The organism is Streptomyces sp. NPDC004658, from assembly GCF_040609555.1.
Classification (GTDB): domain Bacteria; phylum Actinomycetota; class Actinomycetes; order Streptomycetales; family Streptomycetaceae; genus Streptomyces.
In genome coordinates this window covers 1-14574 of the sequence record NZ_JBEXKG010000037.1, presented here as the reverse complement: position 1 = coordinate 14574, position 14574 = coordinate 1, and the positions used below count along the sequence as shown (strand labels likewise).

Below are 14574 nucleotides of genomic sequence, written 5' to 3'. Positions count from 1 at the left end.
CGGCGTTCACCGTCTGCGCTCCAATCCGTTCGCCAAGAGGCGAGTGCGGCCAGTTTCTCCTCAGCTGCCATGCGCGATGGCGATTTCCACTGGACCAATTTCGGCGGCCCCGACCTCACCACCGTCGACTGGGAAGGATGGGGGCAAGCCCCGGTCGCCTTCGACGTCATAGAGGTGGAGGACAACGCCGGAGGTGGCCTTCGCAAGCCGGGCCTGGCGCGGACCCACACGCTCGTACTCGCCAAAGAGCCCGGACCGGGGGACGGCCCGTGCCGCGCGCCCGTCGCCGCAGCCGCTTCCGGTTGCGGCCGACGTACGGTTGAAGTACCGAGGGCATGACGCGCTCCGGCCGTCCCGCCGGGTCGTCCTCGGCGAGAGACGAACCCCGGGCCGCCCCAGTGGTCGGCGCGGAGACGGGTCGGCATCATGTCCGCCGCGGTCGGAGCAACTCCGCGCAAGCTCATCATGGCAGGGGCCGCGCTGAGCACCCGTGCAGGTCCGCAAACCCGCCGAGGGGAGGCGTGATGACCTTTTCCCGGCTGGACATCCATCGACGGAACCGAGGAGAGCGGACGCTCGTCACGCTTGCCGGCGACATCGGGCCGGCCACGACGCCGCTGCTGCGGGCCGCAGTGGAGCAGTGTCTGCTGGACGGCGTCACCGAGATCGACATCGACCTGACCACGGTCAGCTCCTGCGACGCCCGGGGCTTGGACGTCCTCCTGTCGGCTTCACGACGCGCCAGCCGGGTCCACGCCCGCCTGCGGCTGCACCATCCGTGCGCTCAGATCGCCCGGCTCCTCGATGCCACCGGATCGAATTCGCTGCTCCTTACGGCCCCCATGAGTCCCGTGCCGCCCGCCGCATCCGGCGACCTCGTGAGTACCGCGACGCGGGCGCCCGAGGACCCTGCTCGTCGGGTGGATCAGCCGGTCCTCAGCGACGGGATCCGCCTTCGCCGGCTGACCCGCTGGCAGGCAGAAGACATGCGCGAGGACATCGCTGACCTGGCTGCGGAGTCCGTCACGGGCACCGCCGGCGAGGCGTACCACGACCGCGGAGACTTCCTGCACCGCTTGGCGGTCACTGCCCACCGCCCCGGTTTCGCCCTGCTGGTCGCCGAGACGACGGTGCTGGTCGGTTGCGCCTTCGGTTTTCCGGTGGGCTCTGACTGCTCCGGTCGCCGGGGGTTCGACGGAACGCTGCAGGAGATCATCCAGCGGCTCACCTACCGCGCACGGTTCGTCGTCCTCACCCAGGTCGTGGCCCATCCGCACGCTCAGCACCGCGATATCGCCCGCCGCCTGCAACAGCGTCTGCTCACAGACCTGCACTCCTCCCTCGGGGTCACCCTGCTGCATCCTGCCGACCTGGCAGGACAAGCCGCCTTCTCGTCCTGGGGCTGGCAGAACATGGGTGAGGTCGTCGGGCTGCCCGGCCCTGTCGCCCCCTGCGTGTTGACCCTGTCTGCCGAAGGGCAGCCCTCGGCACGCCGATGATGTGGCAGAGGAGCGATGAGCCGGCGGTCGTACCCGGCCAGGGCCGTCACGCCACGCGTCTTCCGCCGTACGGACGTGTCTCGACGCGATGGCTGTCTGGACGGCTGCGCGCCGCGCCGCTTGCCACGGCCGGGAGTAGCCTGACAGGTACCGAGAACCTTCGGGCGCACGATCACGGCGGCGCCGTTCCCGGCGAGTAACAGACACGGGCAGCCGGAAACCGCCCCGAATGGGATCGCACCATGAACGCCATCACAAAGCCCGCCGAAGGTACGGCGCCAGGTGACGGACACACTTACCAGATGCCCATGCCCCGGCTGCGCCTCACGCCGGACGTCAGCCATGGCCCGCTGGACGGCGCATGGTGGCCGCGCTGCGACGCACTGGAACTGGAGCTGCCCACGCTGGTCGGCTCCTTGGATCCGAGCATCGGCACCGTCACCCGCGTGACCGTGGGGACCGCCGCCTGGCCCGATGCCCCGCAGGAGGTGATGGCGCCCGGCCATGTGATCGAGGTGATCCTGACCGACTTCGCCGCCGAGGCGCATGCCATCACCGTGGACTGCGGCACCGTGGGACGCTGGGAACTGCTGGTGATCCCCCCCGACGAGCCGGCCGGAACGGCAAGCCAGCTGCTGACCGCTGCCGCCGACCCCGAAAACCCACTGTCGGCTCCGCGCCTGCTGGCACTCGCCGAGAGCGGCCTCGGCGGACAGGACACATGGGAGTCGGAAGGAGGGGCCGGACTCAGGTGAGAGGCCCGATCCGGACGGGCCCGGGTGACGGGGCCAGTCCCGGGTCGTCTACGACCCCTCGGTGGAGCGATGACACTGGCAGACCCTGCACCGTCCCAGCCCGCCGCTCCGATCGGCTCGGAGCATGGCAGGTGAGGGGATGACGGCCGAACAGCGTGTGGACCGCTCCGAGAGCTTCGGGGAAGCTCTGCTGGGAGAGGTCCTCGATCGCGCGCACGAATTGCCGCCCCATCTCATCGGGCCATTGGTCGCCGACGTGGTGGAACGGCTCGGGGGCCGCCGGCCGCAGGTGCTGCTGCAGGACTACGGCCAACTGCTGCTCGTACCCCTGCCCGGCGACGGCCTCACGGACGGCGAACCGCAGGTGATAGACGACTCCGAGGCAGGCCGCTGCTTTCTCGACGCTCACCCCGTCGAACTGTCCGAGGACGACGGCGTGCGGGTTCACCTGCCACTGCTGGACGGCGGCGACCAGGTCGGGGTCATGGCAGTGACGCTGGACAGCATCGATGACGACGACCGCCGCATACTGCGCAGGATCGCCGGCCTCGTGGCCGACCTGCTCGTGACCAAGCACGGCTACTCCGACCTCTTCTTCGGTGTCCGACGCAGGGAACCGATGAGCGTCGCCGCGGAGATCCAGTGGGCCCTGCTGCCACCGCTGGCGATGATCATGCCTCGGGTCGCCGTGGCCGGGATCCTGGAACCCGCCTATGACGTGGCGGGTGACAGCTTCGACTACGCCCTGAACGGAGACGTCCTCCACGTGGCCATGATCGACGCGATGGGGCACGGACTGGACGCGGCCACGATGGCGACCGTGGCCATCGGCTCCTACCGCCACGCCCGCCGCGCCGGCACCGGGCTGCCGGAGATCTACGCCTTCATGGACCGCGCTGTGGCGGACCAATTCGGCCCCGAGCACTTCGTCACCGCGCAAATGCTGCAGCTGGACACCACGACGGGGCATCTTCAGTGGGTCAACGCCGGGCACCCGTCACCGATGCTCATCCGTGATCACCGCGTCACACTCCGGCTGACCGGTCCGACGACCCTCCCTGTCGGCTTCGGAGGTCCGCAGCCGCAGACGAGCGAGATGAAGCTGGAGCCGGGGGACCGCCTCCTCTGCTTCACGGACGGACTGATCGAGGAGCACAAGACCGGGGAGGACGAGTTCGGGGAGGACCTGATGATCGACTGGGTGAACCAGTTGGAGAGAACCGGCCGCGGAATCCGGGCGGTGGCGCGGTCCCTGTCCCACACGCTCAAGCGGGCGCGGGGCGGACACACCACGGATGACGCGACGCTGCTCCTGGTGGAGTGGCGCGGCTGACCTCACTCTGGCGGCACCTGCGCGCTTCCTGTGTCGATGAGTATCTGATTCGCCTGGGTGACGTTGTCGGCCCGGACGGCCTGAGCCATCGCGGCACGGGCGGCCTCGGGTGCTGTGTCCGGCGGAACCACCAGCAGCGAGAAGATGTGGTCACCTCGGGTGATCAGCACGGTGTCGTCGCCCAGCGGAAAGGAGTCGATGTGTACCACCCGGTCGTCGACGACGATCCGCGTCGGGAGCCCTTCCCACGCCGTGGTGTCCAGCCCGACGCGGGTGACGGGGCCGAGATGACCGGTGAGGGCGCTCAGCAGCGCGGGCAGCTCGGCACCGATGTCCCGCGACCGCGGCCACCACGCACCGTCCAGGACGCCTTCGCGCGACTCCGTGGTCTCCAGCCGGAGCAGCGCACACCCCGGCTGCACGGCCTTGTGAACGCCACTGGGCAGACGCCGGGAAACAGGCTGTGCATCGGAGCCGGTCATGAGGATCACCCGTCTTCGGGAATCGGTGCGATCACGGGACTCGCCTCGCCCTTTACACGCTACTCCTCGTGCCACGGGCGCCGATTTTCCAGAATTGCCATGTCCCGGGCAGCCAGCCGGCCAGAACGGATTCGGCACACATGAGGCCGGGAAACCCCATGAACACGTGAGAACTACAGAGAGGTGTTTTCCCACCCAGGCATCATGCAGCCGACGGCACAAGAGCTGCTGCGGCGGCCCCGGTTACCGCCCACGCACCCTCGGCGAGGTGCGCGAGCGGATGGCCTACGCCCGGGCCACCGGAGAACCATTCGCTCAGGCGTTGGTCCGCCGCGCCCTGCCATAGCGGCCCGACAGCAGGGGGCACTCCGCCACGCCGCCGAAGCGGCCCTGCTGTCATACGCAGCACGCGTGAGGCACGCATCTCGCTGCGGGATCCTCCGGGACAGCCACCGCCGGCTCCCCCCTTAGCACCCGCAGCAACCTGGCTATCGGACGTCAGCAGGACGAGCCGCCAAGCCGAGCGGGCGGCGGCGCGACAGCAGACGCGCCTGTGTGCGCCCGGGTGCGCCAGCCCTCCTTGGTACGCGCCTTCCCTCTCGGCAGGAGCCGGGCCACTGTGCCTGAAGCTTCACGTACTTCGTGACGAGACCGAGGGGGGAAGCAGCGTGGCGAAGTGTGGCGCGCCGACCAGGACCGGAGGGCGGTGCCAGCGGCAGGTGGTGACCGGCACGTCCCGGTGCCCAGTGCATCAAGGACCGTGGTCCGCATACGGCGTGGCCCAGCGCAAGGAGAAGGAAGCCAAGGAGAAGAAGCGCAGGATCCGCAAGAAGCGCTAGCTCCGGCTGACATCCAAGGGTGACATCGGCAGCACCGGACGCGGGCACCCGAGCACGGCCTTCCGTGGGAACGGGGCGCGGGCCCGACGGCTCCGCTGCGGCTGGTTCGCAGAGCTGACCCGCCGGGCGACGCCGGTCCGCAGTGGCCGTGCGACGGACTGTGGCCGTGCGGCGTACTACGCGAGTGACCACACTGGGATCATGGAAGATCGGCCTCCTGCGCGAGAGCCCATGGCACAGGCGGATGCCGCCAAGCGGTGCGATTACACGGGTGCCGTGTACGGCTCGCTGCTCGCGGCCTCGGTCGTGGTGGGGGCGGGAACCGGCTCGCTCGGTTCTCTCCCCCGGCTGGAACTCGTTCTCTTGCTGCTGGGCACCGGGGTGGTGTTCTGGGCGGCCCATGTGCTCGCCCGGCTGTTCGGGGCACGGGTCATGTACGTGCCCGTGAACGCGAGGGAAGTCCGGCGGGCGTGCGTGACCGAGTGGCCCATCGTCGAGGCGGCCGTCCCGCCGGCCGTGGCGGTCGCCGTCACCCCCCTGGTGGGCGTCGGCCCGAGAGGGGCTTTGTGGCTGGCCCTGGGCGTGGCGCTGGCTGGTCATGTCGGCTGGTCCACGGTCGCCGCCGTGCGGGCGGGAGCCTCCCGCCGCGCCGTGGTGACCGCGGGGGCAGTGAACCTGCTGCTCGGGCTGCTCATCGTGCTCCTCAAGGTCGCCGTGACGCACTGACGTCGCCGCCGACCGATGGCGCTGACCGACCCGCGGCCGCTCGGCAGGCGCTCTCGGCCGTCGAGTGCAACGCTGTAGACGGACCGGTCCCGGCCTCCGGATTGCGGAAGGGAACGGACATGGAGATCAAGCCTCAGGCAGTCGTCATACCCAAGGAGACCGACCACCTGGCACAGGGGAAGTACGGCCCCGTCTTCCCGAGGACTCCGGCCTGCTACGGCTTCACCATCGTCGCGAAGGTCAAACCGGGCAGGGCCGACACCATGCGGGAGTACGGCCTGACCCTGGCCAAGGCGCTGGAGCAGGATCCGTACCTTCTCGCGCCGTTGAAGCTGCACTATCTGCGCTGGGTCCTCTTCGACGACGACACGCGCTTCATGTACCAGGGGATCTTCGACACCGACTTCGACAAGTACACCGAGGACGCCGTCGCGCTTTTCAGCAAGGCCGGCGTCAGTACGGCCTTCGAGAACCTCGAAGGCTTTCCCGAGGACTGGCGGACGAACCCGGAGGCGTTCGTGCGCTTCGTACGGGAGCACCACTGTCCGAGCTTCATCGAGTACGGAGAGTACCCGTACGTGACGGCGGACGAGATCAAGAAGGCGTTGCGGATCAAGAACGCCCTGTCGGAGATGCTCGACCAAATGCAATGAGTAGTCCAGACGAGCAGACGCAGTGAGACGATCGGCTATGAGCGAGGCCAGGACCGCGCGCACGTACAACCAGAGGCACATTCCGCGGGAGTACACCCCGGGCGGGCGGCGGGTGAGCATCTATGTCTCGTGGAGCTATCCGGCCGAGGCCGGCCGCAACCCGGCCGAGCTGGACAACCGTTTCTCCACGATGACCGAGGTCAGGCGGGCAACATGGCCGGCCTACGAGGACCCGCAGTGGTCCGACCCGTATCGGTTCCAGCAGGGCGTGGCCGGGTCGCTGGAGCTGTTCTTCTGGGCCTGGGTGCCGTTCCAGGACTTCGTCGAGGAGGTCACGGGGCACCCCGTCCCGGTGTACCAGCGCATCGACCAGGCGGGCTTCCACACCCCGCTCGACGAGCGGGTGCTCGACGACACGGACGTCCTGTTCGTGTTCGGACTGGACCACGCGGTCACCGAGCAGGAGGCACAGCCCGGGGAGATCGAGGCCCTGCGGGCGTTCCTGGCCCGGGAGGACACCCGTCTCGTTCTGGGCCCGCACCATGATGTCGGCGCCTCGGACGATCCGTCGGTACGGGAGCTGGAATACCGCCATCACGGCGATCCCCTGGTGCCACGCCAACAGCGGTTCGCCACCTACGTGAGGGACCTGATGCGGGGCCTCGGGGTACCGGTGATGAACCGGTACGGCCTGCGCCCGGCAACCCGCGAGGGCAACCAGATCGTCCCTCTGTCCACCGTCCGGGACCTCGATACGAAGGACTGGCTGGACGGGGTGACGAACTTCAACTTCCACATGCACCTGCCGCACTACGACGTGACGGCCCACGAGCCGGAGACCGTCCACGTGCTGGCCAGGCAGCCGATCGACATGTCGAGGCCGCATCCGTTCACCGAAGCCGGCAACACCGAGTTCAACATGTTCCTGTGGATGCCTCCCGGCGGCACGCGCGCCGGTGATCTGATGCTGGCGGACTCGACGATCTTCAGCTCCTTGTTCGGCGGGGACGACAGCCTGCGGAACTTCTGGCGCAACCTCGTCTCCAAGTAGAGCCACGGGAGGCCGACCGTGAGTGTGCACACGGAGGACACGCTGGACCTCGCGGACATCCAGCGCGGTGTCCTCAGCGGCCGGCCGACGCCCTACGCGGCGACCTACCTCGCCTTCCGCATCGACGACCGGGGAGACGGGCGGGAGCTGATGCGGCGCGCGAGCACGGCGGTGACCTCCGCGGCGGACACGGTCAGCCCCCTGGGAGAGACCTGGGTGAGTGTGGCCGTCACCTGCCGCGGCATGGAGGCGCTGGGGGTGCCCCGCGCCTCACTGGACACGTTCGCCTGGGAGTTCCGGCAGGGGATGGCCGCCCGCGCCGAGGCTCTGGGCGATGTGGGCGCCAGCAGCCCGGAGCACTGGGAGGCGCCGCTGGGCAGTCCCGACCTCCACGTGGTGCTCACCGCGGTCGCGCCCGACCCCGAGCGCCTGGAGGCGGCGATCGACCACGCCCGCCCCGCCTACGACCGGCTCGCCGGAGTGACGGCGACATGGCGGCAGGACTGCTACGCGCTGCCCACCGAGACCGAGCATTTCGGCTATCGCGACGGCGTCAGCCATCCGGCCGTCCAAGGCAGCGGGATACCGGGATCCAACCAGCTGGAAGTGCCGCTGAAGGCCGGTGAGTTCGTCCTGGGTCACCGCGACGAGATGGGCGGTGTGCAGAACCCGCGGCCCACCGTGCTGGGCCGCAACGGCAGTTACGCGGTCTTCCGCAAGCTCCATCAGAACGTCGCCGCGTTCCGGAGGTACCTGAAGGACAACTCCACCGGGCCCGAGGACGAGGAACTGATCGCCGCGAAGATCATGGGGCGCTGGCGCAGCGGCGCTCCCCTGGCGCTGGCCCCGCAGCACGATGACCCCGCGCTCGGCGCCGACCCGCACCGCCGGAACACCTTCCTGTACGGGGCCGACGATCCGACGGGATACACGACGCCCGGCGGCAGCCACATCCGCCGCGCCAATCCCCGCGACGCCTCCGTGGCTGGAGAGGTGCGGCTGCACCGCATGATCAGGCGTGGCGCCGTCTACGGCCCGCCGCTGCCCGAGGGAGTGCTGCAGGACGACGGCGCCGACCGCGGCCTCATGTTCGCCTTCATCGGAGCGCACCTGGGCCGGCAGTTCGAGTTCGTCCAGACGCAATGGATGAACGACGGCGTCTTCTTCGGCGCGAACGACGCCAAGGACCCCGTGACGGGAGCCCACGACGGGTCCGCCGGCTACACCATTCCCCGCCGCCCGCTGCGCCGCCGCCTCGCTCCACTGCCGCGGTTCGTCGTCACCCGAGGAGGCGAGTACTGCTTCCTGCCGAGCCTGACCGCCCTGCGCTGGCTCGGCGACCTCCACGACTGACCGCGCGACGACGGGCACCTGCGAGACCCTGCGCCTGGTGCTGCCGCGATGCGGTCCAGGTCATCCACGGGGCCGTCGTGCCCACGAACAGCGGCCGGGGCGTCCGGGCAGCGGGCGGTACGGCTTTCGTCTTCATGGACGGCCGTCCATGCACGACCGCCGCCGCCCTGGCATGGCCGCCCACGGCGCGTGCCCCGTTCGGCTCGGTCCATTGGTGACATCTCCGGCAGGCGCATTAGCTTCTGCACATGGGCATGTGTGCAGTCCGGCCGGCAGGCCGCGCAACGGTGCTGGCGAGTCTGCTGTGCGCCCTCCTGGCCGTGGGCGCGAACATTCCAGCGAGCGCCGCCGCGCCGCATGTGCGCTTGTTCGTCCTGGGTGACAGCATCGCCGGCGGCAGCGCCCAGGGCGGCAAGGGATCGTACGGCTGGCCCTCGCTGGTCGCCGAACAGCTGGGACTGACGCTGACTCTCGGCGCCAAGGGCGGCACCGGCTACACCACGGGTGGCCCGCAGGAAGGCGGACGGCCGTACACACAGCGGGTCAAGCAGGCCATTGCCGCGAAGCCGGACGTGGTGGTGGTCGAGGGCTCCCGCAACGACGTCAGCCCGACGAGGACCCGAGCCGCCGCGGTGGACACGCTGCGCCGTCTGCGGGCGGGGCTGCCCCACGCGCGCATCCTGGTCATCGGGCCGATCTACTCGTTCCGGCGGCCGGTCGACTCACACCCGATCGACGAAGCGGTCTCGGCCGCGGCGGAGAAATTCGGCCTGCCTTACGTGTCCGCCGTCCGCCGTGGGTGGTTCACGGGATCCGCTCACCGGTTCATCGGACGCGATGGTGTCCACCCCACGAACGCCGGCCACGCCTATCTGGCCAAGCGGATCCGCCCCGCGCTGTCGCTGCTGCTGCGTACCTAGCCGGCTTCCCACCCGGTCACGCGCGGGACGCGGGAAGCACGCCGCCCCCAAGGCGGCGGCCGGTATCAGTCGGTGAGCCGGGGCCCTGTGCGGGGGCGGGGCCCGTGCCGTCGTCCGCCTGGGCCGACCGTGTCGGGTCAGAGCGGAGAGCGTTCCGGCGCGGGCTCGGTGACGGGCGGGGCCGGAGTCCGCCGGGCCGCGGCGGCCAGCGTCAGCGTCACGCAGAGGGAGCCCGCCGCCATCGCGGTCATCGCCGCGGCCGGTGAGGTGAGCTGGGCCACCGCGCCGGCCAGCGCCGCGCTCACGCCCTGGAGGGTCAGCATGCCCGCCGAGTGCAGGCCCAGGGCCTGGCCGGCCATGCCGCCGGGGGTCAGGCTCATCAGCCGCTCCTGCTGGACCAGGCTCGCGCCGAACCCGGCGGAGGCCACCGTCACGCAGACCGCCGCCACCGGCACCGGCGGGTGGGCGAAGAACACCAGGTACGGCGCCGCGAGCAGCAGCAGGAGCGGGGTGACCAGCCGGCGCCGTACCGCGGGCCGCAGCAGACGGCCCACCGTCACGTCCCCGGCGAACATCCCGAGCGCGGCACACGCGAACAGGGTGCCGGCCGTGTGCGGGGCGTAGGACACGTAGAGGGACTCGCAGCCGACGACCATGCCGTTGGGCAGCCACAGGCCGAGGTAGGTGAGGCGGCGCGGGCGGGAGGACCACAGCTCGGCGTTGGCGCGCCAGGTCGCCGACGGCGAGGGGCGGCCCGCGGCCCGGGGCGGACGGTCGGTCAGGCCGAGGCGCAGGACGAGCGCGGCCGTCAGGTACAGGGCCGCGGCCAGCAGCAGACAGGCCCGCGGGGAGAGCACGGCGAGCAAGGCGCCGCCGGTGGCGAACCCGGCGATCTGCACGAGCCCGCTCATCATGTTGAACAGCGAGCGCCCCGGCAGGTAGCCGCTCTTGGCGAGGATCTCGTTCAGCAGGCCCCAGCGGACGCCGCCGCCGAGGGAGGCCACCAGACCGAGGACCAGGACGGCGGTGAACAGCGCGCCGACCGGCAGACCGGGCAGCGCCTGTACGGCCGTACCGGCGGCGAAGGCCAGCGCGACGGCGGTGAGGGTGGTCCGCGGGGGCAGCCGGTCGGCACCGGAGAGCAGCACGGTGGCGCCGAGCACCTGGGCGAGGGACGGGCCGAACATGCTGAGCGCCGACAGGAGGGGGGAGCCGGTCGCCCGGTAGACGAGCGTGCCGAGAGCGAGGCCGCCGACGGTCCCGGCGGCGTTCTGGGCGGCGGTGCCGAGGAAGAGGGGGGTGAACTCCGGGGTGCGGAACAGGGATCGGTAGCTGGGCATGTCCCGGAGTCTCGGGCGGGCCGCAGCGGACCCGTTACTGTTTCGCCGTCCCGCGAAAGGTCCGTGGGCGGTGCACGAGGAGGCGCGCGTGGGGTGGTGGCAGCTCAACGCGGACACCCTGGCCCGGAGCCGGTTCGTCGTCTCGCCGCTCGCCGAGACCTTCGCCGGGCTGAAGCTGCTGCACGCCGGGCGGGGGACGCACCCCGGTGAGCACAGCTGGCTGGGCACGCATCTGCCCGCCTACCGGGACAGGCTCGCGGCCGACCCGGTGACGGCCCGGCTGGTGCGGGCGGGGCTGGGCCGGGACTGGATCGCCGACTTCCTCACGCCCACGCCCCGCGACGGCGAGAGCCTCCCGGACGGGATCGCCCGGGTGCGCGCCACGCGGCCGGCGGACGCCCGCGCGCACCTGCGCCGCTCGCTCGCCGGGCCGCTGCCCGCCGAGCTGGACCGCGACGACCTGCCCGAGCGGGCCGCCGTACTGCTGGAGTGGGTCTGGGAGGAGACCGTACGACCGTACTGGGGGCGGCGCCGGCGGGTGCTGGAGGCGGATGTGGTGGCGCGGACCGCGCAGGCGAGCCGGGGCGGCTGGGCGAGCGTGCTGGACTCCCTGCGGCCGGGCGGCACGCGGTGGCTCGGGGACAACCGGTTCCAGATCAACCTGCACGAGTATCCGCCGCGTGAGATCTCCGGCGCCGAGCTGCTGTTCGTGCCGGTGACCGCGCAGCGCATGGGCTGGGTCGCCTGGGAGGACGATGAGCGGTACGCCGTGGTCTATCCCTGTGCCGGTGTCCTGGCCGGGGACGGCGACCGGGTGGTGCCCGCCGGGCTGAACGCGCTGCTCGGACCGGGCCGGGCCGCGGTGCTGGTGCTCCTCGGCTCCCCGCTGAGCACCACCCAGCTGACCGCCGTGACGGGGCAGGGGCTGGGCTCGGTGGGCCGGCACCTGAAGGTGCTCCGGGAGGCGGGGCTGGTGACGCGGCGGCGGGCCGGGCGGTCGGTGCTGTACGTGCGGACGGCGGCCGGCGACGTCCTGGTCGAGGCGGGGCAGGAGGGCCGGTGAACTCCTCTGCGAGGCCGGGCAGGAAGGCCGGTGAACTCCTCTGCGAGGCCGGGCAGGAAGGCCGGTGAACTCCTCTGCGAGGCCGGGCAGGAAGGCCGGTGATGTCCGGCGAGGCGGGGCAGGGGGGCCGGCGATCCCCTCGGCAAGGCCAGGCGCAGGCACGAGGCCCGGCGGCCTCCTCGGCGAGGCCGGGCAGGAGGGTGTGCCCCGGCGGGGCTAGCATCCGGGCATGACGACTACTGAGCACAGCGGCTCCCCGCTGGACGTCGAGATCGGGGCCCTCCAGGGCGGCTCCGCGGATCTGTCGCGCCTCGCGGGCAAGGCCGTCCTCATCGTGAACGTGGCCTCCAAGTGCGGACTGACCCCGCAGTACACCGGGCTGGAGAAGCTCCAGGAGCGGTATGCCGAGCGGGGCTTCACCGTGCTGGGCGTGCCCTGCAACCAGTTCCTCGGGCAGGAGCCCGGCACCGCCGAGGAGATCGCGGAGTTCTGCTCGGCGACCTACGGCGTGACCTTCCCGCTGACGGAGAAGGTGGAGGTGAACGGGGAGGGCCGGCATCCGCTGTACGAGCGGCTCGTGGGCTTCGCCGACGCCGAGGGGCACAGCGGGGACATCCGCTGGAACTTCGAGAAGTTCCTGATCGGCCGGGACGGTCAGGTCGTCGCGCGGTTCTCGCCGCAGACCGAGCCGGAGTCGACCGAGGTCGTCTCCGCGATCGAGGCCCAGCTCGGCTGAGCCCGGCTCGTGCCCTTTCGGGGCCCGGAAGAGGCGGTGAGCCCTCTCGGCAAGGACGGCGACTGGTCGAGAGGGCTCTCCTGGTGGTGCGTGTGCAGTTGTGGTCCGGACAGGGTCAGGGGGAACCCCTCACGCCTTGACCGAGGCCACGAAGGCGTTCCACGCGTCGGCGGGGAAGGCCAGGATCGGGCCCTCGGGCGTCTTGGAGTCGCGGACGGCGAGTTCGGCGGCGGTGGGCGACTTGACCTCGACGCAGGCGCCGTTGCCCGCGGAATAGGAGGACTTCATCCACGTCTCCGAAGCGCCCTGAATCAGTGCCATGTCCACTCCTGTTGCGAGTTGCGGTAGTGCGGTTCACGCCAACCATGTCGTCTGACTGGCGTGATCGACGCTACCGGGCAACTGCGCGCCGCGGAGGAGGCGTTCACTCGACCGGATGGCATATTCCAGGTGAGCCTTCCATTGGAGTGGACCGGCGGTGTACGATCCCGCGCCCCGCGTGAACCCGGGTCAGTCGGCGTACTCCTTCGCCACGTCCGCGATGAACTTCCGGGACGCCTCCACGTTGAGGGACTGCGCCCGCAGGTGCTCGTACATCACGGCGTACTTCTGCACGTCCTGGGCCTTCTCCAGGTACAGGTCGCTGGTCACGCCCTCCAGGTACACCACGCTGGAGTCGGCCGCGTCGGCGAACTCCAGGATCGCGTACTGGCCGTTGAGCCCCGGATGCGCGCCCACGTCGAAGGGCAGCACCTGCACGGTGACGTGCGGCAGCTGCGACATCTCGATCAGGTGCTCCAGCTGTTCCCGCATCACCAGCCGGCTGCCCACCACCCGCTTCAGGGCCGCCTCGTCCAGCACCACCCACAGCCGGAGCGGGTTGGTCTGGGCGGTGATACGTTCCTGTCGGCGCATGCGCACCTGGACGCGCTTCTCGATCTCGGCGGTCGACGTCTCCGGCAACGCGCCCTGCACCAGCGCCTCGGCGTAGGCCCGGGTCTGCAACAGCCCGGTCACCAGCTGGGGTTCGTACACCCGCAGCGACTCGGCGTCCGTCTCCAGCCCGATGTAGACGCTGTACGGGATGTCGCCGAAAGTGTGCCACCAGCCCTGCTGTCTGGAATCCCGGGCCATCTCCATCAGCGAATCGACGATCCGCTGGTCCTCGACCTCGTACACCCCGCACAGATCGCGCACGTCGCGCTGGCTGATGCTCCTGCGGCCGTTCTCCAGCCGGCTGATCTTCGACTGCGACACCAGCAGCCGCTCCGCCACCTCTTCGGCCGTCATGCCCTTGAGCTCACGGAGCCTGCGCAGCTCCTGGCCCAGCCGGCGCCGCCTGACGGTGGGATTGACATTGGACGCCACGGGACGTGCACCTCCGGCTGCCTGCCTGTTGCTTAACACTTTGCGTATCTGCTGTTGAGCAGACTGCCACCAAGGTGCTTTCTACCGCTGGGAAACCGAGGATATGCAGCAGGGGACGCAGTCGAGCGGGGCGGGGGGTACCGAGGGGGGAGGCCCCCCCCAGCCGCCCCCCGCCCCCCCAACCCCCCGGGTGGGGCCCCGGGGGGGGCGGAGCGCCCCCCCCCCCCCCCCCCCCCCCCCCCCCCTCGGACCAGCGGCTCCCGAACCGGGTCTGTGGGGACCGGGGTTGCGGCTCAGTGGGCCACGGCGCGCGCCATGGACCCGCGACGCGGCTGCATCGGGACCCCGCGCGCGGGTTCCGGCGCGGGCCGGGCGCCGGGCGCGGCCTGCCGCCCGGCCGCGGCCGGGCCGCGGCGCGGCTGGGCGCCCGCACCGTTCTGCACGACCATGACGGCG

At 71.0% G+C, this 14574-nt stretch carries 14 protein-coding genes and 1 pseudogene; 11 read left to right on the top strand and 4 right to left on the bottom strand.

Features of this window, described 5'->3' with window-relative positions:
* The first annotated feature begins 524 nt into the window (after nt 1–524).
* The 3 genes from ABZV94_RS15720 (at nt 525) to ABZV94_RS15710 (ending at nt 3587) form a co-directional block, all read left to right on the top strand.
* Entirely contained in the window at nt 525–1499 is a 975-nt protein-coding gene (locus ABZV94_RS15720) for an STAS domain-containing protein (RefSeq protein WP_356340803.1), read from the top strand.
* 302 nt (nt 1500–1801) lie between these two features.
* Nucleotides 1802–2254 (top strand): DUF5994 family protein, encoded by a 453-nt coding sequence (locus tag ABZV94_RS15715; protein ID WP_356340802.1) that lies wholly within the window; start codon nt 1802–1804, stop codon nt 2252–2254.
* A gap of 139 nt (nt 2255–2393) precedes the next feature.
* On the top strand, nt 2394–3587 hold the full coding sequence (locus ABZV94_RS15710) for a PP2C family protein-serine/threonine phosphatase (RefSeq protein ID WP_356340800.1): 1194 nt from the start codon (nt 2394–2396) through the stop codon (nt 3585–3587).
* Between the two features lie 2 nt (nt 3588–3589).
* On the opposite strand, the gene ABZV94_RS15705 is transcribed toward ABZV94_RS15710, so the two are convergent.
* Nucleotides 3590–4069, bottom strand: coding sequence for a DUF5994 family protein (locus ABZV94_RS15705; protein ID WP_356340799.1), 480 nt, complete (start codon nt 4067–4069; stop codon nt 3590–3592).
* Between the two features lie 211 nt (nt 4070–4280).
* On the opposite strand from ABZV94_RS15705, the pseudogene ABZV94_RS15700 reads away from it, so the two are divergent.
* The 6 genes and pseudogenes from ABZV94_RS15700 to ABZV94_RS15675 all read left to right on the top strand — a co-directional run.
* Nucleotides 4281–4415, top strand: a pseudogene (locus ABZV94_RS15700) (deoxyxylulose-5-phosphate synthase); the annotation flags it as partial.
* A gap of 724 nt (nt 4416–5139) precedes the next feature.
* Nucleotides 5140–5634: a hypothetical protein gene (locus ABZV94_RS15695; protein WP_356340797.1), complete on the top strand. Its 495-nt coding sequence runs from the start codon at nt 5140–5142 to the stop codon at nt 5632–5634.
* 119 nt (nt 5635–5753) lie between these two features.
* The gene (locus ABZV94_RS15690; protein ID WP_356340796.1) at nt 5754–6287 is read left to right on the top strand and encodes a hypothetical protein; all 534 of its coding nucleotides are present in this window, start codon (nt 5754–5756) and stop codon (nt 6285–6287) included.
* 37 nt (nt 6288–6324) lie between these two features.
* Nucleotides 6325–7338 carry a hypothetical protein gene (locus ABZV94_RS15685; protein WP_356340794.1) on the top strand — a complete coding sequence of 338 codons (1014 nt, stop codon included), beginning with the start codon at nt 6325–6327 and terminating at the stop codon, nt 7336–7338.
* An 18-nt stretch (nt 7339–7356) separates the two neighbouring features.
* Entirely contained in the window at nt 7357–8691 is a 1335-nt protein-coding gene (locus ABZV94_RS15680; protein WP_356340793.1) for a Dyp-type peroxidase, read from the top strand.
* A gap of 248 nt (nt 8692–8939) precedes the next feature.
* The gene (locus ABZV94_RS15675; RefSeq protein WP_356340792.1) at nt 8940–9611 is read left to right on the top strand and encodes an SGNH/GDSL hydrolase family protein; all 672 of its coding nucleotides are present in this window, start codon (nt 8940–8942) and stop codon (nt 9609–9611) included.
* Nucleotides 9612–9748: 137 nt separating this feature from the next.
* On the opposite strand, the gene ABZV94_RS15670 is transcribed toward ABZV94_RS15675, so the two are convergent.
* Nucleotides 9749–10951, bottom strand: a complete 1203-nt coding sequence (locus tag ABZV94_RS15670; RefSeq protein WP_356340790.1) for an MFS transporter — start codon at nt 10949–10951, stop codon at nt 9749–9751.
* 88 nt (nt 10952–11039) lie between these two features.
* On the opposite strand from ABZV94_RS15670, the gene ABZV94_RS15665 reads away from it, so the two are divergent.
* Together ABZV94_RS15665 and ABZV94_RS15660 are read left to right on the top strand one after the other, a co-directional pair.
* Nucleotides 11040–12014, top strand: a complete 975-nt coding sequence (locus ABZV94_RS15665; protein WP_356340789.1) for a winged helix-turn-helix domain-containing protein — start codon at nt 11040–11042, stop codon at nt 12012–12014.
* 229 nt (nt 12015–12243) lie between these two features.
* Nucleotides 12244–12750 (top strand): glutathione peroxidase, encoded by a 507-nt coding sequence (locus ABZV94_RS15660; protein WP_356340788.1) that lies wholly within the window; start codon nt 12244–12246, stop codon nt 12748–12750.
* Nucleotides 12751–12879: 129 nt separating this feature from the next.
* On the opposite strand, the gene ABZV94_RS15655 is transcribed toward ABZV94_RS15660, so the two are convergent.
* Nucleotides 12880–13071: a DUF397 domain-containing protein gene (locus tag ABZV94_RS15655; RefSeq protein ID WP_356340786.1), complete on the bottom strand. Its 192-nt coding sequence runs from the start codon at nt 13069–13071 to the stop codon at nt 12880–12882.
* Between the two features lie 189 nt (nt 13072–13260).
* Nucleotides 13261–14118 (bottom strand): helix-turn-helix transcriptional regulator, encoded by an 858-nt coding sequence (locus ABZV94_RS15650; protein WP_356340785.1) that lies wholly within the window; start codon nt 14116–14118, stop codon nt 13261–13263.
* Nucleotides 14119–14574 lie beyond the last annotated feature (456 nt).

Coding starts and splice junctions, on each gene's coding strand:
- ABZV94_RS15720 (WP_356340803.1), top strand. CDS start 525: ATGACCTTTTCCCGGCTGGACATCCATCGACGGAACCGAGGAGAGCGG.
- ABZV94_RS15715 (WP_356340802.1), top strand. CDS start 1,802: ATGCCCATGCCCCGGCTGCGCCTCACGCCGGACGTCAGCCATGGCCCG.
- ABZV94_RS15710 (WP_356340800.1), top strand. CDS start 2,394: ATGACGGCCGAACAGCGTGTGGACCGCTCCGAGAGCTTCGGGGAAGCT.
- ABZV94_RS15705 (WP_356340799.1), bottom strand. CDS start 4,069: ATGACCGGCTCCGATGCACAGCCTGTTTCCCGGCGTCTGCCCAGTGGC.
- ABZV94_RS15695 (WP_356340797.1), top strand. CDS start 5,140: ATGGCACAGGCGGATGCCGCCAAGCGGTGCGATTACACGGGTGCCGTG.
- ABZV94_RS15690 (WP_356340796.1), top strand. CDS start 5,754: ATGGAGATCAAGCCTCAGGCAGTCGTCATACCCAAGGAGACCGACCAC.
- ABZV94_RS15685 (WP_356340794.1), top strand. CDS start 6,325: ATGAGCGAGGCCAGGACCGCGCGCACGTACAACCAGAGGCACATTCCG.
- ABZV94_RS15675 (WP_356340792.1), top strand. CDS start 8,940: ATGGGCATGTGTGCAGTCCGGCCGGCAGGCCGCGCAACGGTGCTGGCG.
- ABZV94_RS15670 (WP_356340790.1), bottom strand. CDS start 10,951: ATGCCCAGCTACCGATCCCTGTTCCGCACCCCGGAGTTCACCCCCCTC.
- ABZV94_RS15660 (WP_356340788.1), top strand. CDS start 12,244: ATGACGACTACTGAGCACAGCGGCTCCCCGCTGGACGTCGAGATCGGG.
- ABZV94_RS15655 (WP_356340786.1), bottom strand. CDS start 13,071: ATGGCACTGATTCAGGGCGCTTCGGAGACGTGGATGAAGTCCTCCTAT.